19 protein-coding genes and 8 pseudogenes are annotated in these 22,920 nt (G+C 70.1%); 12 read left to right on the top strand and 15 right to left on the bottom strand.

What is annotated here, in order from left to right:
• The 3 genes and pseudogenes from AB0G56_RS39595 to AB0G56_RS39585 form a co-directional block, all read left to right on the top strand.
• The coding region (locus AB0G56_RS39595; RefSeq protein ID WP_360980369.1) for a VCBS repeat-containing protein at positions 1–436 on the top strand (436 nt) is incomplete at its 5' end.
• A 228-nt stretch (positions 437–664) separates the two neighbouring features.
• Positions 665–1,078 (top strand): hypothetical protein, encoded by a 414-nt coding sequence (locus AB0G56_RS39590; protein ID WP_360980366.1) that lies wholly within the window; start codon positions 665–667, stop codon positions 1,076–1,078.
• Positions 1,045–1,227 (top strand): annotated as a pseudogene (locus AB0G56_RS39585) (aldehyde dehydrogenase family protein); the annotation flags it as partial. The gene AB0G56_RS39590 and the pseudogene AB0G56_RS39585, both read left to right, overlap by 34 nt.
• A 773-nt stretch (positions 1,228–2,000) precedes the next feature.
• Here the strand turns inward: AB0G56_RS39585 and AB0G56_RS39580 are convergent.
• A complete protein-coding gene (locus AB0G56_RS39580; RefSeq protein WP_360980363.1) occupies positions 2,001–2,444 on the bottom strand; it encodes a MarR family transcriptional regulator in 444 nt (147 codons plus the stop codon).
• 189 nt (positions 2,445–2,633) lie between these two features.
• Here AB0G56_RS39580 and AB0G56_RS39575 point away from each other — a divergent pair, with 189 nt between their 5' ends.
• Positions 2,634–3,872 carry an MFS transporter gene (locus AB0G56_RS39575; RefSeq protein WP_360980360.1) on the top strand — a complete coding sequence of 413 codons (1,239 nt, stop codon included), beginning with the start codon at positions 2,634–2,636 and terminating at the stop codon, positions 3,870–3,872.
• A gap of 1,661 nt (positions 3,873–5,533) precedes the next feature.
• Here the strand turns inward: AB0G56_RS39575 and AB0G56_RS39570 are convergent.
• Positions 5,534–6,157 (bottom strand): transposase, encoded by a 624-nt coding sequence (locus AB0G56_RS39570; protein ID WP_360980357.1) that lies wholly within the window; start codon positions 6,155–6,157, stop codon positions 5,534–5,536.
• A gap of 34 nt (positions 6,158–6,191) precedes the next feature.
• The gene (locus AB0G56_RS39565) at positions 6,192–7,106 is read right to left on the bottom strand and encodes an alpha/beta hydrolase (RefSeq protein ID WP_360980389.1); all 915 of its coding nucleotides are present in this window, start codon (positions 7,104–7,106) and stop codon (positions 6,192–6,194) included.
• 222 nt (positions 7,107–7,328) lie between these two features.
• Here AB0G56_RS39565 and AB0G56_RS39560 point away from each other — a divergent pair.
• The 3 pseudogenes from AB0G56_RS39560 to AB0G56_RS39550 all read left to right on the top strand — a co-directional run.
• Positions 7,329–7,436, top strand: a pseudogene (locus AB0G56_RS39560) (IS5/IS1182 family transposase); the annotation flags it as partial.
• A 121-nt stretch (positions 7,437–7,557) separates the two neighbouring features.
• Positions 7,558–8,046 (top strand): annotated as a pseudogene (locus tag AB0G56_RS39555) (FAD-dependent oxidoreductase); the annotation flags it as partial.
• Positions 8,043–8,528: pseudogene (locus tag AB0G56_RS39550) on the top strand (sigma-70 family RNA polymerase sigma factor); the annotation flags it as partial. The pseudogenes AB0G56_RS39555 and AB0G56_RS39550, both read left to right, overlap by 4 nt.
• Positions 8,529–8,602: 74 nt before the next feature.
• Here the strand turns inward: AB0G56_RS39550 and AB0G56_RS39545 are convergent.
• From AB0G56_RS39545 to AB0G56_RS39535, 3 genes and pseudogenes are all read right to left on the bottom strand, one after another.
• Positions 8,603–8,920: pseudogene (locus tag AB0G56_RS39545) on the bottom strand (PepSY domain-containing protein); the annotation flags it as partial.
• A 350-nt stretch (positions 8,921–9,270) separates the two neighbouring features.
• Positions 9,271–9,876 (bottom strand): sigma-70 family RNA polymerase sigma factor, encoded by a 606-nt coding sequence (locus AB0G56_RS39540; protein ID WP_360980354.1) that lies wholly within the window; start codon positions 9,874–9,876, stop codon positions 9,271–9,273.
• A gap of 176 nt (positions 9,877–10,052) precedes the next feature.
• Positions 10,053–10,823 (bottom strand): hypothetical protein, encoded by a 771-nt coding sequence (locus AB0G56_RS39535; protein ID WP_360980351.1) that lies wholly within the window; start codon positions 10,821–10,823, stop codon positions 10,053–10,055.
• Positions 10,824–10,950: 127 nt separating this feature from the next.
• Here AB0G56_RS39535 and AB0G56_RS39530 point away from each other — a divergent pair, with 127 nt between their 5' ends.
• Positions 10,951–11,097 (top strand): hypothetical protein, encoded by a 147-nt coding sequence (locus tag AB0G56_RS39530; RefSeq protein WP_360980348.1) that lies wholly within the window; start codon positions 10,951–10,953, stop codon positions 11,095–11,097.
• Between the two features lie 636 nt (positions 11,098–11,733).
• Here AB0G56_RS39530 and AB0G56_RS39525 read toward each other — a convergent pair.
• From AB0G56_RS39525 to AB0G56_RS39495, 7 genes are all read right to left on the bottom strand, one after another.
• On the bottom strand, positions 11,734–12,006 hold the full coding sequence (locus tag AB0G56_RS39525) for a hypothetical protein (RefSeq protein WP_360980345.1): 273 nt from the start codon (positions 12,004–12,006) through the stop codon (positions 11,734–11,736).
• A 149-nt stretch (positions 12,007–12,155) separates the two neighbouring features.
• Positions 12,156–12,950 carry an ABC transporter ATP-binding protein gene (locus tag AB0G56_RS39520; RefSeq protein ID WP_360980342.1) on the bottom strand — a complete coding sequence of 265 codons (795 nt, stop codon included), beginning with the start codon at positions 12,948–12,950 and terminating at the stop codon, positions 12,156–12,158.
• 5 nt (positions 12,951–12,955) lie between these two features.
• Positions 12,956–13,921 (bottom strand): iron ABC transporter permease, encoded by a 966-nt coding sequence (locus AB0G56_RS39515; RefSeq protein ID WP_360980339.1) that lies wholly within the window; start codon positions 13,919–13,921, stop codon positions 12,956–12,958.
• Between the two features lie 65 nt (positions 13,922–13,986).
• Positions 13,987–15,027, bottom strand: a complete 1,041-nt coding sequence (locus tag AB0G56_RS39510) for an ABC transporter substrate-binding protein (RefSeq protein WP_360980336.1) — start codon at positions 15,025–15,027, stop codon at positions 13,987–13,989.
• A 360-nt stretch (positions 15,028–15,387) separates the two neighbouring features.
• Positions 15,388–15,915, bottom strand: coding sequence for a copper chaperone PCu(A)C (locus tag AB0G56_RS39505; RefSeq protein ID WP_360980333.1), 528 nt, complete (start codon positions 15,913–15,915; stop codon positions 15,388–15,390).
• Positions 15,912–18,200 carry a heavy metal translocating P-type ATPase gene (locus AB0G56_RS39500; protein ID WP_360980330.1) on the bottom strand — a complete coding sequence of 763 codons (2,289 nt, stop codon included), beginning with the start codon at positions 18,198–18,200 and terminating at the stop codon, positions 15,912–15,914. The genes AB0G56_RS39505 and AB0G56_RS39500 overlap by 4 nt, the downstream gene beginning before the upstream one ends.
• Positions 18,200–18,415, bottom strand: a complete 216-nt coding sequence (locus tag AB0G56_RS39495; protein ID WP_360980327.1) for a hypothetical protein — start codon at positions 18,413–18,415, stop codon at positions 18,200–18,202. Before AB0G56_RS39495 ends, AB0G56_RS39500 begins: the two co-directional genes overlap by 1 nt.
• 480 nt (positions 18,416–18,895) lie before the next feature.
• Between AB0G56_RS39495 and AB0G56_RS39490 the strand changes: the two genes are divergently transcribed.
• Both AB0G56_RS39490 and AB0G56_RS39485 read left to right on the top strand, forming a co-directional pair.
• A complete protein-coding gene (locus tag AB0G56_RS39490; protein ID WP_360980324.1) occupies positions 18,896–19,117 on the top strand; it encodes a helix-turn-helix domain-containing protein in 222 nt (73 codons plus the stop codon).
• A gap of 8 nt (positions 19,118–19,125) precedes the next feature.
• Complete coding sequence (locus AB0G56_RS39485) at positions 19,126–19,344, top strand: winged helix-turn-helix domain-containing protein (protein WP_360980322.1); 219 nt, start codon at positions 19,126–19,128, stop codon at positions 19,342–19,344.
• Between the two features lie 17 nt (positions 19,345–19,361).
• Here AB0G56_RS39485 and AB0G56_RS39480 read toward each other — a convergent pair.
• Positions 19,362–20,042: pseudogene (locus AB0G56_RS39480) on the bottom strand (transposase family protein); the annotation flags it as partial.
• A 69-nt stretch (positions 20,043–20,111) separates the two neighbouring features.
• Between AB0G56_RS39480 and AB0G56_RS39475 the strand changes: the two are divergent.
• Positions 20,112–20,939, top strand: a pseudogene (locus tag AB0G56_RS39475) (transposase); the annotation flags it as partial.
• Between the two features lie 87 nt (positions 20,940–21,026).
• Here the strand turns inward: AB0G56_RS39475 and AB0G56_RS39470 are convergent.
• Positions 21,027–21,878 carry an alpha/beta hydrolase gene (locus tag AB0G56_RS39470; protein ID WP_360980320.1) on the bottom strand — a complete coding sequence of 284 codons (852 nt, stop codon included), beginning with the start codon at positions 21,876–21,878 and terminating at the stop codon, positions 21,027–21,029.
• A gap of 471 nt (positions 21,879–22,349) precedes the next feature.
• Here AB0G56_RS39470 and AB0G56_RS39465 point away from each other — a divergent pair.
• A pseudogene (locus tag AB0G56_RS39465) lies at positions 22,350–22,656 on the top strand (IS5/IS1182 family transposase); the annotation flags it as partial.
• Between the last annotated feature and the right edge of the window lie 264 nt (positions 22,657–22,920).

Below are 22,920 nucleotides of genomic sequence, written 5' to 3'. Positions count from 1 at the left end.
GTCCGTATACACCCTCCTCAGCAACGGCAGCACATTCCAGGCAACGAAGACCTGGACCAGCCCCGGCAACTTCGAATGGTCCAAGAGCCTGCCGACATCCGGCGACTACAACGGCGACGGCAAGGACGACATCGCCGTCTTCTACGACGGAGGCCAGGACGCGGACGGCAAACACACGTCCCTGCTGTTCACCCTGACCAGTACGGGCAGCGGGTTCGACGTCTCCAAGACGTGGACCAGTTCGGGGAGCTTCTCCTGGTCGGCCGGACTCCTCGGATCGGGTGACTACAACGGGGACGGCAAGGACGACATCGCCGTCTACTACGACAAGGGGAAGACCGCCGACGGCCGTCAGCGCAACGCGCTCTTCTTCTTCCGCAGCACCGGCACCGCCTTCCAGGCACCGGTGCAGGCCTGGAGCGGCGCTGTTCTCTGACACCGGATGGCCGGTGCGCCGGCCGGATGTGCCGACGCGGCTGAAGCCGCGTCGGCAAGGTCCCCGGCCGGAGTCCGGCTCGGCGACGTGGTGCATGGCCGGTTGACCTCCGGTCTCACACACCCAGGACACTTGGATCCTGAGTCCGGGAGGACGGACGTCCCGCGGCCGAGAAGTACTGTCCGCCGAACTCCGGGGCGGGGTCTTCGCGTTCGAGTAGCCGAGGGCTTGCGCGAGGATGCGGTGCAGACCCTCGACCACGGTTTCCCGGGCAGGACAGGGCCGGCCGGCAGGCCCCGGGCCCGTGGCCAGGGTACCGGTGCTGTCGGCGCCACGCAGGGCACAGGGCTCGCCGACGGGACGGGCGTCGGACACCTGCTCAAGGACCGCCGCGCCCGAATCGGTGACTTCCTGGACGCCATCGGCTCGGCCGTCCTGCTCCTCGGTGTGCCGGGCGAGGAACCGGGCGAAGCCGCGGTCCGCTCGGGCAAGCAGGTCCGGGGAGGGGGCGTCGTAGGCAGACGACTGGAGGCCGCGGCCCTCCGGGGCCGGGGCGGTGGTGTCCGTGGACGCACGCACGAGCCCCGCCCCGGATCTCCCCGGGAACCCTGGGCGTCGAAGAGAGAGCTGAACTCCTCGTGAACGGACGTGACTTCGTGCTGCTCGTGCATGAGAACGGCCTCTTCACCGGTACGTCCCCCTTCGACCGGGCCACCCCGGCCATGCGTATCCACCAGGAGGAGATCTTCGGCCCTGTCCTCTCCGTCCTCCGCGCCGCCGACCACGAGGAGGCCTGGGACAGCGCGGCGGCTGTACGGGCGCCGCGAGGCGAGAGGTATGTCTCCGGTGACTCTTCGACGCCGTCGCACAGGCCCGCCACGATGGCCCGGCCGATCTCGCCCACGCCGATGACCGATGGGGAGCGCTTTGCGTAACCACGTTGGCAGTGCCTTCACGGCACGTGCCTTGACCGGGCTGGGTCTCGGCGCTCAACTCACAGAGTTCCGGAGCCCCGAACTGCGGCACTCAGGGAGCGGGGCCCGGCGGGTGTACGGAGTGGCCGGTACGGGGAGCCGGGAGGTAAGCACACGTCGACGGCGCAGATCGTCCAGGCCCGGCAGCGGCACGGCGGGCAGGTCGGCCACCCCCGGCCTGCTCGGCGACCCCGTGACCGCCAGGCGCGAGCTGGCCGCCGGCCCAGGCGGCACCGAGGCCGCCTCCGGCTTCCTCGGGTACCTCGCCCTCTTCCCCGGAATGAGAACGCAGTCGGAACTGGACGGCTCCGGCGATGCCTGGACCGTGCAGCACAGGGGTTTTCGATATGGGAAACCTCTACTCGGTTTCCATATCGAAAACCGAGTAGAGGAATACACCATGTAGACGCGGGCGGCGACGGCTGCCGACAGGGTGGCCGCGGCGGTCGGCCGGTCCTCGGCGAGGCGGCGGGCCCGCTCGGCGAGCCGGCCGCACCGAGAGCGGCGACGCCGATAACCAGAGCGTGGCGGTGTCGTTCGTGCTGTCGGCCACTTGGGCCCTACCGGTGTTGACGGACCGGTTATCTGGCTCAGGCGGGGTCCTCCAGGGCCTCGATGAGGAGATGAGCCAGGCGGAGGAACTCCTCGGCGTTGGCCCTGCCGAACTTCTGCAGTACCGGAGCCAGTCGGGCCTCAATCTGGATGAACGTCTCATCCATCACCTTGTGCCCCTTGGCCGTGAGATGGTTGTCCACCATCCGGCCCCGGGCCGGGGAGCGCTCCACCAGTCCCTCCTCCTGCAGGGTCCGGACGAGACGGCTGACGGCCTGCGGCGTGTGGACCGCGGCGCGCGCGAGCTCTGAGGCGGAGGCGCCGGGTGCCCGCTTCAGCTCCCGCAGCACCGTCCACTGCCCGAGGGTGAGTCCCAGAGGGTGGATGACCTGCTCGATCCGGTCGGCGAAGTGGTGCCGAACGATCCTGGACAGTGCACCGATTTCGATCCCCTGGGGAAGCGGGTCGCCCGAGTTCTTCATGTTTGACATGCTACCCGTCGCGTTCTATATTGAATCGAAGTTCAATGTGGAATCCTGGTTCTATATCAGCAGGCTGCTCGCTCGAGCGATCGAGGTGCCCGTTTCGGGCCAGGGCACAGCTCCTGGGCTGGCCGATCTGTGGAGTCGACTCGGCTTCCGCCCTCCCCACGTCCGATCCGGAGATGGACCATGCCCGTGCCCACAGCCGCCCGTGCCACACCGGGGTCAAACGCGCGACAGCAAGCCCTGCCCGGCTGGCTAGTCGTACTCCTGGCCACTTCCTGCGGGCTGACCGTCGCCAACCTCTACTACGCCCAGCCGCTCCTGGAGATGCTGCGCCGGGCCTTCCAACTCCAGGACTCGACCGCCGGCCTGCTGAGCACCCTGACCCAGCTCGGCTACGCCGCCGGCATGGTGTTCCTGGTCCCCCTCGGCGACCGCATCGAGAACTCCCGTCTGGTCTCCGTCCTGCTCACCGTCACGGCCCTGGCCATGGCCGCGGGCGGCCTCGCCCCCACCTTCACCGTCCTGCTCATCGCCGCGCTCGTCGCGGGCGCCACCTCCGTCGTCGCACAGGTCCTCGTCCCCTACGCCGCCGACCTCGCCCCCGATCACCTGCGCGGCGCCGTGGTGGGCAAGGTCATGAGCGGACTGCTCGCCGGGATCCTGCTCTCCCGCACCGTCGGCAGCCTGCTCGCGGACGTCGCAGGCTGGCGCACCGTCTACCTGGTCTCCGCCGCCCTGATGGCGATTCTGGCCCTCGTCCTGCGCCGCGCGCTGCCGCACCGGGCCCCCACCAGCACGGATCCCTACACCGCGCTGCTGCGTTCCACAGCCCGCCTGATCCGCGTGCACCCGCAGCTGCGCCGCCGGTCCTTCTACCACGCCTGCATGTTCGCCGCCTTCAGTGCGTTCTGGACGACCATCTCCTACGTCCTGACCACCGCGCCGTACAACTACTCCCAGCTCCAGGTCGGCCTGTTCGCCCTCGTCGGCGCCGCCGGCGCGCTCGTCGCCCCTCTCGCGGGCCGCCTCGCCGACCGAGGGCTCGCTCACCAGCTCACCCCCGTGACCTGCCTGCTCGCCTCCGCCACCCTCATCTGGGCCGGCCTGGCCGCCCACCAGATCCTCGTCCTCGCCGCCGCCGCAGTCCTCCTGGACTGCGCCGTGCAGTGCTCCCTGATCTTCGGACAGCACACCATCTACCAACTCGACGCAGACGCCCGCGCCCGGATCACCAGCGTCTACATCGCCACCTTCTTCATCGGCGGCGCCACCGGTTCCCAACTCGGCACCCTCGCCCACCACCTGAGTAACTGGCATACGGTCACCCTCACCGCGGCAGCCTTCCCCGCCATCGCCGCGCTCGCCTGGACCACCGACCGCACCCACACCAGCAGGAAGCGCCGGGCAACAGGCACCATATGACGCCTGCTCCGCCTGCCCTCGCCATCTTCGAAGCCAGCTACGTAGCCATCAATCTCTCGGTCGGCACCGAGGCTTGCGAAGGCGTCCCACACCGTGCGCCGCAGGAGATGACCCTCAGCTGCCGGGCAGTTCACACCAGCCGCACCCAGGCCGAGAACTTCATCGGCGCCTGACCCAGCACGCCTACGACGACTACCTGCTCACTCTCCAACCGGCCGGGGGCTGCCCGCCCCCTTACCAGGCGCATCATGAAGACCCTCCTCATCGCCGGCGGCAGCAGCGGTATCGGCCTCCAGGCCCGCCCGCAGTCTTCTGGCCGACGGCCACCGACTCATCCTCCCGGGCCGTGACCCACGACGACATCACCGGGCAGCTTGCGCCGAGGCCGGCGGAACCTGGCGGCGCTACGCCCCAGGTAACCACTCACGGTGACCACGGGCCCTCACCGGCTGATGAATACGCGACTCCCGATTACATGAGCTCGCCCGTTTCATGCCCCACCACCATCCCTACGGCATCACCATTCCGAGGCGCCCGAATCACACTGCCATTCCCGGGCTTGCTCAGCCAGCCAGTGCTGCTGGCGCTCAACAACAAACGCGCTTCGTTCTCACCTACACGCCGCAGCCCGCGGACCGGTACACTACGCAGGCATGAACCCGGGAGCGCCACGTAGAGCCTGTTCTCGGCAGACTTCCTCACGGTGGCGAGCGACTTCTTCCACGCTCCACCCCACGAACTGGGCAACGTCCTCGTCCGACGTACCGGTCGACCCCAGCCAGTCCTGCAACGCATCAGCCAGGCTGGCAGGGAGCCCGGCGAGGTCCACGCTGCCCGGCTCGGTGTCGAGGCTGTCGATGTGTAGCCACTTGCCGTCCGGGTCGAGCCGCACACAGTCCGGTGAGGACGCCAAGGCGTTCGGCTCCGGGCGCGCCGTCCTGGCCCCAGTTCGAGCGGAAGACACCGGGCGCGGTCCGTTCGGTGGCGTGCCGGGCGCGGCCGAAGTGGTGCCAGAGGTCAGTGGTGGCGGTGTTCACCCCGTCCCCGCGGTTGCTCACTCCTGCCCCCTTACTGGCCGGTGGTGTGGTCCCCTTCCTGACCTCACACGGGCCGCCCCTGCGGGGGACCACCGCCACCCTACGAGACCCTGGGCGGGGCAGTCCTTCAGTGAGCGCCCGCAGGCCGCGGTGCGGGCCAGGACGGAGAAGGCGCTCTCTCCGCCCCGCAGGCGGTGCTTGACGCGCATCCCGTTCCAGGACGACGCCCATCGCGGACAGGGCGAGGCCTGCCGTGCGGCAGTCCCGGGCGACGGAGGCACCGTCGATGCCGAGGGCTGCGATCCACGCCTGCATCTCCGCGTGCCACAGACCGACCCGGGCCCAGGCCCGCGCCCGGCTCCTCGGTGTTCGGAGGTGCGCGGGTGCGGGGCCTGGCGGCTGAGCAGGGTGAAGGCGTAGGACTTCAGTGAACGCCCATCGCCGCGGCGGCGGGCTGACTGCTCGGTGCGCCGGCGGCCCGCGGCGGCGCGGGCGGTATGCCGGAGCACCGTGGCGAGGTCGTCCGCCAGGTCCAGGCCTTCGCGGGCGGCGACGGCTTCGGCGGTGTCGGCCGGCGCACCCGGCAAACACAAGGTGGCACTTCCGGCTACTGACTTCGGCTCGTCAAGGTGACGTGAGGGCATCGAGGGCCAGGCCGGTGCCGGCTATGAAGCCGTCGAGGGTGGCGGGCCGGTACCGGAGGCGTTTGAGCCGGTTGCGGACGAGCGTCTCGAGCCGGTCGAGGGCGACCACGGCGAGGTTGGCCAGGCTGCGCTTGACGTGTGCCCATACCCACTCGACGGGGTTGAGGTCGGGCGAGTATGCGGGCAGCAGGAATACCGTCAGCCACTCGCGCTCTGCGATCAACTTGCGCATGGCATGGGAGACGTGGGTGTCGAGGTGGTCCCAGACCAGCCTGATCGGCGCCTTGACGAGCTGGTGCACACCGTCGACCAGCGCGATGAAGTCCCCCTCTCCCATGCTGCGGCGCTTGCCACGGCCAGCGGGGTGAACGCGCAGACGGTGGCACAACCGGGGCCGGGAACCCGCCCGCATCGCCATCAGCCCGGCTACCGACAGGCGTCCCGAGCGTCGCCCGCTGACCGTCACGACCGGGGTGCGGCCGCGTCGGCCCCAGGTGCGTCCTCGGGGCGGTTTCCGGGTGTAGCCTGCTTCGTCCTCGAGGCAGATGTAGCCCCCGCAGGCCGCCCTTGCTCTTCTGGCTCCGCCCACGTCCCCTCCTTCCATGTGAGCACGGCCGTCTCGTCGCGTTCGGCGATGATTAGCCCCCCTGCCCCGCGAGCGTGTCCAGGACGTCCGCAACCGGGGTGGGATCCAGAGGGCCGACGTGTGACGCCCCGGGGAAATCGTGCACGCGGAAGCTGTTGCCGGGTGTGGACGCGTCGGCTTCCGCGATCATTCTGTCCTGGAGCGCGGTGGCGATCGTACGGTCCCTGCCGAAACGCAGGTACGTACGGGGAATGCGTCCCCAGTTGCCGGCCCGGCCGACCGCTCGGCCCGCATAGGCGGCGACGGGCTCGTCGGTCTGCATGCCGGCCAGTATCCGGCGGAAGTCGGCGTCGGGGTAGTCCGCGCAGATCATCTCCTTCAAGAGGGCCAATTCACCGCTGACACCCGTACGGAAGTTCAGCCGCAACACCCCGAGCCGGTCCGGGTCACCCACCGTCAGCTCCACCGGGCTGACGGCGTCCGCGTTCTCGGGTGCCGCCGTGCAGGCGTCCGCCGTGGGCAGGACGCGGCTGGGACAGAAGGCCGCCATGTAGCAGATGTGGTGAAGCAGGTGCGGGACGGCGTCGCCGACACGGCTGACCGACACGCCACCCAGGCTGTGCCCGACCAGCACCACCGGGCCGTTCCGTGCGGCCTGCCGCACGATACCCGTGACGCGCGCCTCGTAGTCGTCCAGCCCGAGGCCCTTCAGCGGGGACGGCTCGACCGCCATCGCTGTGAGGTCCTGCCGCTGGTACGACTCCGCCACGAAAGCCTCCGCGCCGTGCCGCGGCTGGTCCACCATGACGACGCGGTGGCCGCGCAGCACCAGTTCCCGCGCAATCGGCATCCAGAACGCGCCGGCGCTGTGGGTACCGTGCACCAGCACGTAAGTGGCGAGCCCGCGACGCGGGGCCGCCGCGGCCGGCGAGGTTCCGAGCCCGTTGGCCAGCGCCACGCCCCCCACCGCGAGTCCCAGCCCACGCAGCGCCGTCCGCCGAGTGGCACCTTTTCGTTCTCCGTTCGTGTCATCCATCATGAACACAACGCTATGAACGGCCGGTTCAGCCCACCAGCGGTCCAGCACCCCCACAGGGGTGGACCCAGAACCACCCTGCCGTGCGGCTCACAGGGCCCGACCCACGCGCCGCGACCGGACCGCCCAGACTGCCCGACCCGCCCCGCGCGTTCCCGCCGCAACCGCAGTTGCCTGCGAAGACGCCGGATCAAGCACACGATCCCGGAGCCGAGAGGCCAGCGGGCCAACCGCCGGCGCACAGGCAGCGCGGGCGGCAGGGCCGCCGGGTTCGACCAACAGCACCAACAGCACCAACAGCCAGGCCTGCTACTCCCTGGCACAGACGCAGTCCCACGCAGTCGCCGCAGAATTCCGCAAAGCAGCCGCACTCGAAGCCAAGTGGACGAGCGGCACGCGCGTGTCGCCGCCGGCGGCCGCCGCCGGACTGGTCGTCGACGACCGCGGACGCATCGTCACCGACGCCGCGCTGCGGTCGGTGTCCCACCCCGACGTGTACGCGATCGGTGACGCGGCCGCAATCCGCCAGGGCTACGGCGTCATGCACGGCACCTGCCAGGGCGGCATGCCGACCGGGGTGCACGCCGCGCTGTCGATCGACTGTGTGCTCAAGGGCAAGCAGCCCAAGCCGTTCCGCTTCGGCCACTACCACACGCCGGTGAGCTTGGGGAGCGGCGACGCGGTGGTGCAGTTCACCCGGCCCGACGACAGCCCGCGCCGGATCTGCCTGACCGGACGCATGGCCGTCCGGTACAAGGAGATGGTGACTGCCTCACCTTGGCCGACCTACGGCCGTATGAAGAAGATGCCCGCCTCGGGCGTGTTCTGGCCCCGCGGGGGTCGCTTCACCCGCGTCCGGGAGGCCTGGTGAGCGACCTGACCGGCCACCCCGACCATCAGGTCTTCCAGGACCGGCGGCTGCTGTCCTCCGTGGCCTACCGCCTCCTCGGCACCGCAGCCGAGGCCGAGGACGCAGTCCAGGACGCCTGGACCAAGTGGTCCGCCGCGGACCGCTCGCAGGTGGCCGACCCCAAGGCGTACCTGACCCGGATCGTCTCGAACCTGGCACTGGAACGACTGCGCTCCACCCGGCACGAGCGGGAGACCTACGTGGGGCCGTGGCTGCCGGAGCCCATATTCACCGGCCAGGACGCCGCCGAGGCCGTCACGGAGGCCGAGTCGGTGTCGATGGCCATGCTGGTGGTGCTGGAGACGCTCAGCCCGCTGGAGCGCGCGGTGTTTGTACTGAAGGAAGTCTTCGACTTCAGCCGCGCCGAGATCGCCGAGGCGGTGGAGCGTTCCGAAGCCGCGGTGCGGGAGGCCGCGCACCGAGCCCGCGAGCACGTGCGAGCGGCCCGGACCGGCAGCCACCAGTCGGCGAACGTCCGCTCCTGCCCCAGCACTTCAGTGGTGTACGGGTTCACGAAGGCGGTCTGGGTGTAGTTGTCGGGCAGGTCGGGCTTGTCGAAGACGACGCGGGTGCTGTCCGTGCGGCCGGTGGCCGGCGTCACCGAGAACAGCGTGCCGCCAGGAACCGCCTTGCGTGCCGCCGCCACCTGGGCAGACAGCGCCTCGGGTGTGGTGCCGTGCGGGGTGGCCTTGAGTTCGTGGCGGTAGACGACCGCCTCGATCTGCGGGGTCGCCGTGTACATCAGTCCCGTGGCCGCGGCGACGAGCAGGAACGGACCGATGAGGATTCCAGCGTAGAAGTGGAGCCGCAGCAGGATGGGCGCAGACCGCTCCATGACACGGACGGCCTGGTGCCACCGTGCGGGCTTTCGGTGTGCGTGCGTGTCTCGGTGGCCGGATCTGTCGGGTCGCCCTCATGAGGCGTGGGGGCCGGCTCGGCTGTGGATATGTCCGTCGCAGCTCGCGCTGTGCGGCTTTCCGCCATAACGGGACTTTCTGTAACGGAACGCCGTCCACCGCTTTCGGCGGTCCGGTGTAGTGGCCGGCCGCGAGGGCGGGTGAGTTCCCGGCGTCTTGCTGTGAACGGGGTCACGGCAAGGCCGTAGGGGGCGTGGTGGACGGGCTGACGCCACGTTGCTCGGCCGGCATTCGTGTGCGGCGAAGGGCGGCGTCAGCCCGTGGTGGGTCAGGCCGCGGTGAGTGGGGGCGTACCGGGGCGGGGTGTCGGCGCTGCGGCATCGGCGAGACCCCGCGTCAGGAGGACGCGGGCCCGTGAGACGCGCGAGCGCACCGTGCCCACCGGGCAGCCGGCCAGCGCCGCCGCCTCTGCGTAGGACAGGCCGAGGAGTTGGGTGAGCACGAACGCTTCCTGGCGGTCTGGGGGCAGGGCCTCGATGAGTTCCATGACCGCGATGCCGTCGTCGAAGCCGGGCAGCCCCTTGGGCTGGGAGCGCTCGGCGGCGCCTTGCCAGTCGGTGGTGTCGGCGAAGCGTGGCCGGGCGGCCGCGTGGCGCAGGCTGTCGGCCACGACGCGGCGCGCGATGGACAGCAGCCAGGTGCGGGCCGACGAGCGGCCTTCGAAGCGGTGCAGGCTCGACAGGGCGCGCAGGAACGTGTCCTGGGTGAGGTCGTCCGCGGCCTGCGCGTCCTTGGCCAGATAGGTCACGAAGCGGCGCACGTCCAACTGCAGGACGCGCACGAAGTGTTCTGCTGCGTCGCCGTCACCGCGCGCGGCGGCGAGGGCGATAGCGGTGACCGTGTCGTCGGTCATCGCGGGCAGGGCAGGAGTCATTGCCCGAGGTCCCTTCTCGGATCCCGTTCTGCGCATGCGTGAGCGGCTGTCGGCGCGGGGCCGGACAGCTCACGGGCGTGTCACGGGAAAACGGGAGTTGAGCCGTGCCGCCGTATGGGCGTGGCACGGGAGCGCGTCCGGGCAGCGGTCAGCCGCCAGGCGCGTGGCACCGGCTGTCAGGCGACAGCGGGTGCTCCAGGGGGACCTCGGGTGGTGAGGGTGTGGACCAGGAGCCGCGAGCGCAGGGGCGCGACGGTGGCACCGGTGCGCCGGGCAGGGACGGGAGCCTCCGCCACCGGGCACAGGGCCAGGACGAGACGCAGGGGCACGAACGCCCGGTCGGCGACGGCGCGCAGCACGCAAAACGCCGCCCGCTCGCCCAGCGCCAGCCAGATGCCGCACATCAGTGCGGCGGCCACGTGCGCGGCGAGCATCCCCCACGATGCCGTGCCCGACATCGTGTCCATGGGGTGCATGCCGGCCGTGGAGGCCATCCCGGCCATGTCGTGCGCCATCGCGCCGCCGCCGCGCCCGGCGGCCGGCATGTGCATCTGCGGGGTGAGGCCGGTCTGCACTGCCAGGTCGTAGGCGCGGGCCGCCGCTTCGGGGGTGGCATCTCCGCACAGCAGCAGGCGGGCCCATTGCTCGGGCGTGGCCGCGGAGGACGGGCCGGTGGGGGTGGTGGCGTGCGCGAGTGACTGGGACAGGGTGAAGGCGACGTGCAGGCACGCCTGCATCGCCAATGTCAGCAGGACCACGGTGCGCCGTCGGCGCTCCTCGGCGGCGAACAGCCAGCCGGTCAGTGCCGTTGCGACGGCTGCCAGGGCAAGTACGGGCCACGGCAGCGACATGCCGGACATCCATACGTGTCCCACGGCGGCGAGCACGACGCACACGGCGCCGAACATCGCGGCGCGCATCGCGCGGAACAACCGGCTGACGTACACAGCCACATCTTGGCACTGGCGGCGAGCGGCAGGGAGCACCGGGGCGGAACCGGTATGCGTGTGATGCCACGGTGATTTCGGCAACGCACCGGATCGTCGGGCGCCGAGGTGGGAGCATGTGCGCGCAATGACTGCTGGACGGTGTGCGCGCACGGTGCGGACCGGGGTGTTCGCGGCGATCTGCGTCACGCTCCCGACCCTGGGGCACGTCGTCATGTCCGGCATCAAGATTCCGTGGTGGGCGCTGCTCGTGGTCCTGGTCATGACCTCATGACGGCAGTCGTCGGCTGGGGGCTTCCGCGTCCGAACGTGCCGGGCGTACCGTGGTGACGGCCTGCATCGGAATCCAGGTCGCCCTGCACACGGCTCTCTGTCCGGCACAGGCCGCCACGCGGCCGAAGCGGCGTCCGTTGCCTGAACCCTGTCCCCCGGTGTACGTGGACCGGCGGCGAACTCCTGGACGGGCCGACGGCGAAGGGGGATCATTCGTGCCGGTGCCTGACCGGGTTCCACCGCCGAACGGGCCCTCCCTCCGCCACCCGGCGCACGAACACGTGCAGGGCCAGGCTGGAGAGAACCCCCGCGGCGGCACCCGGCCAGACGCCGGTCGCCGCGCCGAACCGGAAGCCCAGCCAGCCGTAGGCCCCGCGAGCAGCAGCGTCGCCGCCACGGGCAGGCAGCAGGCGAACACGCGCTCGCGCCACAGAAAGCGGCGGGGACGGGCCTGTGACGCCTGGTCCTCCCAGGGCCAGGCGGTGGGAGCGGTACACCTGTCTGTCTTCATGCCGTGGAACCTTGGTCGGAGGACGGCGGACGACGACGTCAACGCCCTTAAGCTGCTGGGGTGTTCGACGAGCCTCGATATCGTCGGACCTGTCATCCCACAGCTGGGGAGAGCCATGCTCAGGGCTCAGGGCCTCATCGAGAGCGTCGGCAGCCGCCTCTCGATCGACAGTCCGCGCACCAGCAGCCTGGCCGTCGCGGCGGTCACGTCTGCGCAGTCGAGGTTTCGGGTGATCGCCTCACGCACCGAGTCGGCGTCCTTGTCGGCGAGCATGCCCGCTGCGCACGCGCTGCCCGCCCGTTCGCACTCGGCCTGCGCGGTCGTCGTACTGGTGATGAGTTCAGAGACGACGCCCAGCGGCCGCTGATCACAATTCAGCTCGATGCCTGCCTGCCTCATCACCTGTCGGGACGCGTATGAGCTGTGCCGGCCGGCACGCCGGGCACCGCGAGCACTGCCGTATCTGTTCGGAGACGGCCGGGACGGCCGCCGGGGCGTGCGAGGTGCGGCTCACCGCCCTCAAGCGCCGAACAGCTCTTCGACGGAGCCTAGTTCGCTACGCGGGCGTCTGGGCTCAGCGGATCGGCCGCATACGTCAGCCGCACTACTCCGTCAGCGTCGCGCCGGGCCGCGGCGGCCACGCCGAAGACCTTCGCGAGCACGGCCGGAGTGAGGACGTCGAGGACGGGCCCAGTGGCGACGACGCTGCCGTGGTCGAGTACGACGAGGTGGTCGCAGAAGCGGGCCGCGAGGTCGAGGTCGTGCAGGACGGCGAGCGTCGTGGTGCCGGTGGAGCGGATCAGGTGCAGCAGTTCGAACCGGGCACGGATGTCGAGGTGGTTGGTCAGTTCGTCCAGGACGAGTAGGCGGGGCTGCTGGGCCAGGGCCCGTGCGAGAAGGACGCGTTGGCGCTCACCACCGGAGAGCGAGGCGTAGTCGCGGTGCACCAGATGCCGTACGCCGCACCGGTCCACGGCGCCCTCGACCGCTCGCTGGTCCTGGGGTCCGTCGCGTCCCAGCAGGCCGTGGTGGGGTGCGCGTCCCAGGGCGATGGTCTCGGTGACGGTGAGCCCGCCGCTGCTGCCAGTTCCGTCCTGGAGGACGGCGGCGGTACGCAGTGCGGCGGCGCGGGGGCTGAGTTTCCAGATGTCGTCGTCGCCGACCCGGACCGCGCCGTCGGCCGGTCGCAGGGAGCGGTAGACGGCGCGCAGCAGGGTGGATTTGCCGCTGCCGTTGGGGCCGACGAGCCCGACGAGGTCGCCGGGTCGGGCGTCGATGTCGACGCCGTTGAGGATCAGGTGGCGGTCGAAGGTGATGTGGAGCCGGTCGACATTGAGGCGCATGCGTGTCAGTCCAGACCCTTGTTGCGGCGCAGCAGCCACAGGAAGAAGGGGGCGCCCAGCAGGGCGGTGAGGATGCCGAGTGGGAGTTCGCTCGGCCGGTTCAGCGTGCGTGAGAGCAGGTCGACGAGGACGAGGTAGACCGCTCCGAGCAGGGCGGACAGCGGCAGCAGTCTGCGGTGGTCGGCGCCGGTGGTGAGCCGCACCAGGTGGGGGATCATCAGGCCGACGAAGCCGATGCCGCCCGCGACCGCGATCACGGAGCCGGTGAGCAGGGCGCTGAGAAGGAGCAAAATCGTGCGGAGCCGGTTGACGTCGGTGCCCAGGGAGGTGGCGGTCTCGTCGCCGGCGAGGAGCACGTTGAGCTTGCGGCCGAAGAGGGTGAGCAACACGGTGCAGCCGATGACGACGGTGGTGACGGCGGGCAGTTGGTGCCACTGGGCGCCGGCCACGCTGCCGAGCATCCAGAACATCACGGTCCGCAGTTCGGTGGGGGTGGCCTGGAGCTGGACGTAGCTGGTGGCCGACAGGAACACGTAGCCGACCGCCACGCCGGCCAGGATCAGCCGGGTGGGCGCCATCCGGCCGCGTCGGCGCCCCAGCCAGAACACCAGCGCGCCCGCGACGACCGAACCGGCGAACGCGGCCGCCGACACCCCCACCCCGAACAGGGCCGCTCCCCCGCCAAGAGTGATGACGAGGACCGCGCCGAACGTCGCACCGTAGGAGAAGCCGAGCACGAGCGGATCGGCGAGCGGGTTGGCTACCACTGTCTGCAGCACCGCGCCGGACAGGGCGAGCCCCGCGCCCGCGACGGCGGCGAGTACCACGCGCGGGGTGCGGAACGTCCACACGATCTGGTCCAGCGCGCCGTCGCCGGGCTCGTGGCCGATACCGGTGACGTGGTGCAGGACGATGCGCCACACCTGCCCGAGCGGCACGTTGACCGCGCCGATGCTGACGGCGATCAGCATCACGGCGACGAGTACGAACGGCAGGACGACGAGCGCGAGTGCCGCGCGGCGTCGGCCCGGTGGGGTCAGAACGCTTCCGGGTGCAGCTTCTTCGCGATCCGCTCCACGGCCCGGTCGTTGTCGGGGCTCAGGTAGATCGAGTCGGACACCGTCACGTACGTGTTGGTCTTCGCGGCCGGCCACTGGGGGAACTCCTTGAACAGTTTCTCGGCGTAGGCCGCGGGGTTCGGGTCCTGGTAGGCGATGACGACGAGCGCGTCGACGGCGGTGGCCGCCACCTTCTCCTTGCTGAGGTCGGCGAACGACGTCTTCGACGCGTTCTCGAAGACGTTCTCGGCACCCGCCTTGTCGAGAATTTCATTGTAGATTCCCCTGGCCACAACAGCGCTGAAGTCGTTGCTGCCCATCGTCATGTTGGTGAACAGCATCATGACGTTCGGCTTCTTCTTGCCCCTCACCTTCGCCGCGATGCCGGCGATGCGCTTGCGTGAGGCGGCGATGATTTTCTCGGCACGGTCCGATACATGGAAAATGCGGCCCATATCGCGCAGGAGCCGGTAGCTGTCCTCGATGGTGAGTTTGGAATTCTCATCGTGGCAGCCTTGCGGCGATATGTAGGTGCGCGCGCCGGCGTTCTTGAGTTCGCCGCGGGTCGCGAACCCGTTCTTGGCGTCGAAGCCGTACGACGTGGTGGACAGGACGAGGTCGGGGCGCAGGCCGATCATCGGCTCTCGGGGGATGTCGAAGGCGTCGTTCAGTTTGACGCCCCCGGTCGGGAGCTTCTTGATCGCCTCGGCGCGGCCGGGCACCTCGGACATGCCGTACGACTGCTGGTTCGCGACGATCTTGTCGCCGAGACCCAAGGCCAGCAGCGTCGAAGTCTCGGCGACGGAGGCTCCGTTCATGACGACGACCCTGCTCGGTTCCTTGTCGAAGACCTGTGTCGTGCCGCAGTTCTCGATCTTCACGGGATAGCCGGAGCCCGCGGCGGCGGTGCGCGCACGGTCACCCAAGGGGTCGCCGTCGGCCGAGCCGCCGCATGCCGTGGCCGCGAGGCTCAAGGCGATGACGGCCGCGACGGCGGCTGCTGGTCTGGTGACGGGCATGATCGCTCCTCCGATACCTGCGGGAGGGGGTCCTGTCCCCCCGATGCAGTAGTCGGGCGGTTCGCCAGCCCAGTTCCCACCACCCACGGAGAAAAGACAAAATCCTGCCGGCTGCTTCCCGCACCGGGACGGGGTGTGGCGATCATGGCAGCCGGCAGGAGTGCGGAGCGCGCTCGGGAAGGCGAATTCCATCGCGCTCCGCAGGGAATATGCTCGCACGGACCGGGCTCGCGAAAAAGGCACACTCCCTCACATCCACTCGTGAGGATTCTCCTTTCCCTCGCCGGGAACCTGTGGGAATCTCGTGCCGACTACCTTGAATTGCGGGGCGCTGCGCTGTTCGCGATGTGGCATCGCTCGTCAGCTGAGCGATCCGGGCCGCACGACCTGCGCCCGCACGCGCACCGTGCCGCTGTGCGTGAAATGCAGATCGAAGGAGATCCGGTCGCCCAGGCGCCAGTCGGGGTCGGCGGGCACGGTGACGTCGCTGGACATCGGGCTCATGTCCAGCGTGCCGCGCGCGGGCACGTGGAGCCGGTCGGCGGCGTCACGGTAGGCCGCGCCGTCCGGTGTCATCCGGTGACGGCTCAGGGCGATCTTGTCCGGGACCGAAGGGGAGGTCACCTCCGTCAACTCGTCCTCAGAGTCTCCCTGGTTGGTGACGCGGAAGAAGCCCGCCGTGTCCGGGGTCGCGCCGGTCGGCAGGAAGACGCGGGCGCGGGTGACGGCGATGTCGGGCGGTGTTCCCGCGTTGCCGAGGGAGGTCCACGCGGTCAGTGCGCCCAGAGCCACCACGCAGGCGATCACGGGGGCAGCCCCCGCGAGCAGCAGCTGCTTCAGGCGTTCCGCCGCCCCGGAGGACGACGGAGCGGGTGTGGATATGGTCACCAGTTGCTCCTCGTACGCTGTCCGGGCTTGTGCGGGCGGGCTGCGGTGGGGGTGGGCTGCCAGGTGCGCAGGCGCAGGCTGTTGACGACGACGAGGACCGAGCTGAGCGACATCGCCGCGGCAGCGAGCATCGGGTTCAGCAGGCCGACCATGGCCAGCGGCACGGTCACGACGTTGTAGCCGAACGCCCACACGAGGTTGGCGCGGATCGTGCCGAGGGCGGCGCGGGACAGGCGTACGGCATCGGCCAGCGCCTCGATCTCGCCGCGCACCAGCGTCACATCGGCGGCGCCGATCGCCACGTCCGTGCCCGCTCCCATCGCGATCCCGAGATCGGCGCAGGCGAGGGCGGCCGCGTCGTTGACGCCGTCACCGACGACCGCGACCCGGCACCCCTTGGCACGCAGGACGGCTACCAGAGCGGCCTTGTCCTCCGGCGCGCAGCCGGCGTGCACCTCGTCGATGGCAAGCTGCGAGGCGACCGCACGGGCCGGGGCCTCACGGTCGCCGGTGGCCAGCACCGGCCGCACACCCAGACGCCGCAACCGGTCCACAGCCCGATAGCTCCCCGGCCGCAGCACATCTCCCGCCGCGATCAGGGCGACCACCGAGCCGTCCACGCTCACCTGCACCGCGGTGTGCGCCGCCTCCTCCGCCGCACGCAACGCGTCCCCGAGGGCCTCCGGCAGACCGTCACCGACGGCGGACACCTCGACGAGCCGGCCCTCCACCCGTCCGCATACACCGAAGCCGGGCATCGCGACGAAGTCGGTCACCGGTGGCAGCACCTCGTCGGCGAGCGTGCGCACCGCGTGCAGGGCGATCGCCCGGCCCAGCGGATGCTCCGAGGCGTCCTCGACCGCTGCCGCAAGCCGCAGCACCTCCCGCTCCGCCAGATTGTCGGGAACGACGGTGACCCGGGCCACGCTCATGTGCCCCGACGTCAGCGTGCCGGTCTTGTCCAGCACCACGGTGTCGACGTGCTGCAAGCCTTCCAGCGCCTGCGGTCCGGTCACCAGCACGCCCAACTGCGCGCCGCGCCCGGTCGCCGCCATCAGCGCCGTCGGCGTGGCGAGCCCCAGCGCGCACGGGCAGGCCACCACCAGCACGGCGACGCACGCGGTGACCGCGGCCTGCGCCTCGGCACCGGCGCCGAGCCAGAAGCCCAGCGTCGTCACGGCCAGCGCCAAAATCACCGGGACGAACACGCCGGCCACCGAATCCGCGAGCCGCTGCGCACGTGCCTTGCCCGCCTGCGCCTCGGTCACCAACTGCGTGATGCGCGCCAGTTGGGTGTCAGCGCCCACGGCCGTCGCCCGAACCAGAAGCAGTCCGCCCGCGTTGACCGCGCCGCCGACCACCGCATCTCCAGCACCGGCCTCGACCGGCTCGCTCTCGCCGGTCACCAGCGCCTGGTCGACCGCCGAACGGCCCTCCACCACCACACCGTCGGTGGCGACGCGCTCGCCGGGACGTACAAGGAACGTGGTCCCGACAGCCAGCTCCTCCACCGGAATCAACCGCTCATGACGCCCCTCGCGGACGGCGACGTCCTTCACCCCGAGCCGGGCCAGCGACCGCAGCGCGGCCCCGGTCCCCCGCCGGGCCCGCCCCTCCAGGAACCGGCCCACCAGCACGAACAGCGGCACACCGACCGCCGCCTCCAGATACAGATGCGCCACGCCTTCCGCGGGCGACGGCACCAGCGAGAACGGCATCCGCATCCCGACCTCGCCGGCGCCGCCGAGGAACAGCGCGTACACCGACCACGAGAACGACGCCACCACACCCAGCGAGACGAGCGAGTCCATCGTCGCCGCACCGTGCCGCGCCCCGCGCAACGCCCGCTGGTGGAACGGCCAGGCACCCCACACCGCGACCGGCGCCGCCAGCATGAAACACAGCCACTGCCAGTTCCTGAACTGCAACGCAGGCACCATCGACACCACCAGCACCGGCACCGCCAACAGCGCGACAATCACCAGCCGCTGCCGCTCGGCACGGCCGGTCGCCGACTCCTCGTCGTCCGCGGTCGCCGCCTCCTCCTTCTCGGCCCTGGGCAGCCGGGCCGTGTAGCCCGCCTGCTCCACCGCCGCGACCAGCTCGTGCGGGCTGACACCGGCAGGGTGGCTCACGCGTGCGTTGCCCGTAGCGAGATTCACGCTCGCCGCAACCCCGTCGATCTTGGCCAGCTTCTTCTCGACGCGCCGCACACAGGCAGCACACGTCATCCCACCGACCGCGATGTCGGTGACGGTCAGGGACGGCACAGGCACGGCACCCATCAGCCACCACTCCCGTGATCCATCTCCATGCCGCCCATGCCACCGGGGTCCGACCCGCCGTCGTGCCCGTCGCCTCCGCCACTGCTGCTCGTCCCGTGCATCCCGGGGGCGACTGGGCCGACCGCGTCCCCCACGGCGTAGGACACGCCGAACATCGCCGCGAGCAACAGCACGAACCCGGCCGGCGCGAGCGCCGGGAATCTCCGGCGACCCAAGCCAGGAGCGGACGGCGACGTGGAGGCGTGCTCGCCTCCGGAGACTTGACTCACTGCTTCTCCCGATCGTGTCAACCACCGCTCCCCCGACATCAAGACAGGGCTCATGACTCACGGTGCCTGTCAGTAGTCGGATACGAGCAACAGGGCGTTCCCGCCCCACTATGTGAGGCGCGTCACGCCTGACGTGGGGGCGGATCGCGGCGGGGCTGATTCTTTACGGGATGGCTCGTGGCCGGATGCCATCAAACCGGAACACCGCCACGTAAGCGCTGAGGATCGGCAACGCAGGACGCGTCGCTGCTCCGCCCAGCACGGCAGCACCTCGCGCAAGGGCTCCTGCCGAACACAGCGGCCTGTACGAAGCTCCAGCGCGCCTTGCGTCACCCACCGCACCGTGATCATGTCGCGGCTACTGAGTTTGTGGGCTTGTTGTCGTTGGGGGCTGACGGGGTGTGATCCTCGCGGTATGCCGTATGCATGAGGTATCCGCAGGGTGGTGGGCTGACGCCTGAACGGCAGGCGTCTCGTGAGCGGATCCGGATGGAGGTCGCCGAACGGTTCGGCGCCGGCGCCTCCAACGCCGAGGTCGCCAAGGACTTACGGGTGAGGGTGCGCTCCGTTCCGCGGTGGTACCCGGCCTGGCAGGACGCAGGCAGGGACGGCCTTCGGTCCGTGGGTCCGGTGTCGCTGCCCGGCTGAGCGAGCGGGTGTTCGCGGTACTGGAACAGGAGCTGGCCAGGGGCCCGGTCGCACACGGCTGGCCGGACGAGGCCTGGACGCTGACGCGGATCAAGACGCTGATCGGGCGCCGGTTCCACAAGAGCATGTCCCTCTCGGCCATCGCGAAGATGCCGCACAGGCACGGATTCAGCCACCAGGTCCCTTGTCGGGCCTGGGGTGCTCCGGCCCTGGCTGCCTCGGCGTAGGCGCCGGCCCGGTCCCGGCGGATCATCTCGGTGCCAGGATGATCGGCCAGCCAGGCGGCCAGGGGTGCTTTCTCGCGGCCTGGCAGCAGATCCACGACGCGATGGGAACCCAGGTCGACGAGCACAGTCCCATAGCGCCGACCCCCGCGGGTCGCGAAATCGTCGACGCCCAGGACACGCAGCGGAGTTCGAGGCGGATCCGGCATCGCCATCACCACGTTGAGCAAGGCGGTGCGGCTGATCGGGGTGCGAAGGACAGCCGCGAGCCGGGCGCTGGTCCGCCCTGCCAGTGCCGAAGCGATCGCTCGCACGATCTCGGCGAGGGCAGGAGTGAGGCGACCGTATCTCACGGTTAGTTCTGCGACCTGCTCGGCGAAGGTCCGACGGGCGCAGCAGGCTGCATCGCAGAACAAGCGCCGGACGCCCAGATCGATGACAACCGGGCGGCCGCCTATGACGACATCGGCCAAGCGCCGCCGGTAGCGACTGTGCACCCGCCGGGCCGACAAACCGCAGTCGCGACAGGGTACGGCCGTGCCGTCCCGGGTTCCGTGCAACGACCAGCACCTTTTCCTCCTCCACTCGCACCTGCTCCACCAGCACCGCCGCCGGGCGCGGGAGGAGCTGCTGCAGCATCCCCTCACACGATCGCAGCGTCCTGCTGCCTCGACCGGAGCGTCACCAGCGCAGCGCAGCATGGATGGTGCACCCGCCTGACACGACGCTCCGTCACCGCTTCACGAGAATCTTGACTGAACCCCAGTACCTTGTGGCACAACCTTTGTGAAGCCGCCCTGAGTGAGGTGAAGGCACACAGCACCTGCTGGGCCGCAGTGCTGGACGCGCCCATCTACGACGGGCCCCACGCGCAGACGACCCTGGAACGCCGGCACCAAGTCCACTACCTGCTCGAGAAGGGCGTGGGCCTGCTCGATCACGCCCGCCGACTGCAGCTGGCCCGGAACACAGTCAAACGCTACGCTCGGGCCGACCGGCCCGAGCGGATGCTCCGCGTCCCCGAATACCGCGTCGGCCTCGTCGCCCCCTACCGCGAGCACCTGCGCACACGCCGGGCCGAAGATCCCGCCGTCCCCGTCCAGCATCTCTTCGAAGAGATCAAGGCTTTCGGGTTCGCCGGCTGCCTGAACCTCCTGCACAAGTACATCAACCAGGGCCGCGCGGACGCCGACCGCAGCCACATCTCGCCGCGCCGCCTCGCTCGGATGATCCTCACCAGACCCGACAAGCTCAAGGCCGAACATCACGATCTTCTGGCAGGGCTCACCGCCGCCTGCCCCGAGATGACCCAACCGGCCGCCGTCGTAGAAGACTTCGCCAAACTGCTGACGCCTCGCGCAGGAAACGCCGACGGGCTCTCGCGCTGGATCGTCGAAGTTCGCTCAGCCGATCTGCCCCATCTGCACGCCTTCGCCAGGGGCCTGCACCGAGACCGCGACGCCGTGCAGGCCGCACTCACACTTCCGTACGGCCACGGCCCCACCGAAGGTGTCAACACCAAGACCAAGCGAATCGCGAGCCAGGTGCACGGCCGAGCAGGCTTCACCCTCCTCCGCCACCGCGTCCTCCTCGGATAGCAGCACACTCCGTCGCCACCGAATGTGAGACAGGGCCGAAGACCGTACAGACCCCCGTGCTCGGCCCTCAGCTCTCAGCCCGAGCCGTCAGTCGTGGGCTGCGAGGAGGTCGAGCAGGAGCCGGGCGAAGCGGTCGGGTTCGCGGATGGGCAGTGCGTGGCCGGCGTCAGGAACGTGGACGGTACGGATCCCCACTTGATCCCAGACCATCTGGCTGGCGGCTTCGCTGAAGATTTGGTCGCCGTCGGCGATGACGGCGGTGATACGCGCGCGGGTCGCTGCGCCAAGTGTCGAGAGGAAGGGCCGGAAGTCGATGATGTGTCGCAGTACCGCGGCCACCGACTCGGCCGGTGTGGCCCCGGCGACGGCAGCGATGCGTTTGAGTTCGCCGGAATCGATGGAGGTGTCGTCGGCGCGGTTCGCAAGGATGCGGCGGGCGAAAGCCGTGCCGTCGTGCGAGGCTCCGGCAAGGGCCTGGACCCCCTCGAGCGTGATGAGCCCCGCGGCCGGATCACCGGGCGGCACCGGGCCGATGACGTTGGGCGCGCAGGCGAGGACGGCGGCTTCTGCCGGCCCGAGCCCGCCGTGGGTGTAGAGCCAGGACTGGATGACGCCGGCGCCGAAGGACCAGCCGACCAGGATCGGTGATGTCAGGCCGACCATCACCGCGTCCAGGTCGCGTGACCAGAGTTCCGCGCCGGCGGCCGGGCCGTCCGCCGTGAGCAGTTCAGGCTTGAGAACGGTGTCGGAGCGGCCATGGCCGCGCAGATCGAACGCTATCAAGCGGTAGCGGTCGAGGAGTCCGGGGACGTCCATCACCCCTCCCCACGCCTGGCACGAACTGCCCAGTCCGTGGACGAAAATGATGGGGCGTCCGTCCGGCCGACCTTTCTCGACGACATTGATTCGAACGCCGTCTTCTGTTGTCACATCAGGCATTCAGGCCTCCAATTACATAATGAGTGTGGGTGTGACGGCCTTGCGTGGTCGGCCGCGTCGCCGACAGGAGGGGACCGCGCGTGCCGGTCTCTTCGATCGCCTTGACAGCGGCGTGTGTGCGGTCTCCCCGGGGCGAGTACGTAGGACGCGAGACGGGTGGGGTGCCGCCGGTGAGGGATCCGGTCGCCAAGCCACCGAACGAGTGGGAAAGCACGAGCGGCGGTCGTGGGAAAGAGTCGAACGCCTGCTGTGCGACAGCGATCCGGGTCGGCAGCCCTTGGCCAGGTCGGGTACGAGGACGTCGATTTCCGTGCCTCTGAGGCGCGTGGTGCGATCGGCGAATCGCGAAGGCCGATGTCATGAGCCCTGCAGAATGATCAGCATGAAAGGAACTCCGATGGGATAAGCACCTCGGGAAGGCCCGAAGGGACGCCGCTGGTGGGGGTGCGGTTGGCCAGTCCCCGTCGCCACGTCGCTGCCGAGCACCCCACCGTCCGCAAGACCGATCGACGGCGGTCATCGCCGGCATCTCGTCGAACACGCCGCCGCTCTCGGCGCCGACATGCACATCGTCCGCCGCGCCCCCGCCACCGAAGACTTCGCCGACCTACCGCGCCGCTGGACCGTCGAACGAACCCTTGCCGGTCATCCAGCGCCGACGCCTGGCCCGCGACTACGAAGCCCCCCATACCGCTCCGGAGCCATGGCCCGCCTCGCAATGATCAACGCCATGGCCCTCCGACGCACCGGCGAACCTACCCTGACATGGCGCGGACTACAGACCTGCCTGCATCCGACGAGCCGGGATGAAACAACGGGGCAAAACGCCCTCTCGCGATGCTTCGCCGACTCTGCAGGGGCCGGTTGGCTTGGTTTCCAGTTCCGGCCCCCATGTGTGCACAGGGATGTCAGCCGGGAAGACGGGTGAACTCATTGCGCAGGTCGGTGATGAGGCCGTTGCCGTCGAGCTGGGCGTGCTCCACCCCGGCCACTGTCATGAGTCGGCCGTCCGCCATGCGGGACGCGGCTGCCCACTCGGCCC

The organism is Streptomyces sp. NPDC021356, from assembly GCF_040641015.1.
Taxonomy (GTDB): Bacteria; Actinomycetota; Actinomycetes; order Streptomycetales; family Streptomycetaceae; genus Streptomyces.
This window is presented reverse-complemented; position numbering and strand designations above follow the sequence as displayed.

Excerpts from the sequence above, each read along its gene's own strand:
- AB0G56_RS39530 (WP_360980348.1), top strand. The coding sequence starts at position 10,951 with ATGACTGCTGGACGGTGTGCGCGCACGGTGCGGACCGGGGTGTTCGCG.
- AB0G56_RS39490 (WP_360980324.1), top strand. The coding sequence starts at position 18,896 with ATGAGGTATCCGCAGGGTGGTGGGCTGACGCCTGAACGGCAGGCGTCT.
- AB0G56_RS39575 (WP_360980360.1), top strand. The coding sequence starts at position 2,634 with ATGCCCGTGCCCACAGCCGCCCGTGCCACACCGGGGTCAAACGCGCGA.
- AB0G56_RS39515 (WP_360980339.1), bottom strand. The coding sequence starts at position 13,921 with ATGCTGATCGCCGTCAGCATCGGCGCGGTCAACGTGCCGCTCGGGCAG.
- AB0G56_RS39510 (WP_360980336.1), bottom strand. The coding sequence starts at position 15,027 with ATGCCCGTCACCAGACCAGCAGCCGCCGTCGCGGCCGTCATCGCCTTG.
- AB0G56_RS39525 (WP_360980345.1), bottom strand. The coding sequence starts at position 12,006 with ATGAGGCAGGCAGGCATCGAGCTGAATTGTGATCAGCGGCCGCTGGGC.
- AB0G56_RS39570 (WP_360980357.1), bottom strand. The coding sequence starts at position 6,157 with ATGGAAGGAGGGGACGTGGGCGGAGCCAGAAGAGCAAGGGCGGCCTGC.
- AB0G56_RS39540 (WP_360980354.1), bottom strand. The coding sequence starts at position 9,876 with ATGACTCCTGCCCTGCCCGCGATGACCGACGACACGGTCACCGCTATC.
- AB0G56_RS39470 (WP_360980320.1), bottom strand. The coding sequence starts at position 21,878 with ATGCCTGATGTGACAACAGAAGACGGCGTTCGAATCAATGTCGTCGAG.
- AB0G56_RS39580 (WP_360980363.1), bottom strand. The coding sequence starts at position 2,444 with ATGAAGAACTCGGGCGACCCGCTTCCCCAGGGGATCGAAATCGGTGCA.
- AB0G56_RS39500 (WP_360980330.1), bottom strand. The coding sequence starts at position 18,200 with ATGGGTGCCGTGCCTGTGCCGTCCCTGACCGTCACCGACATCGCGGTC.
- AB0G56_RS39520 (WP_360980342.1), bottom strand. The coding sequence starts at position 12,950 with ATGCGCCTCAATGTCGACCGGCTCCACATCACCTTCGACCGCCACCTG.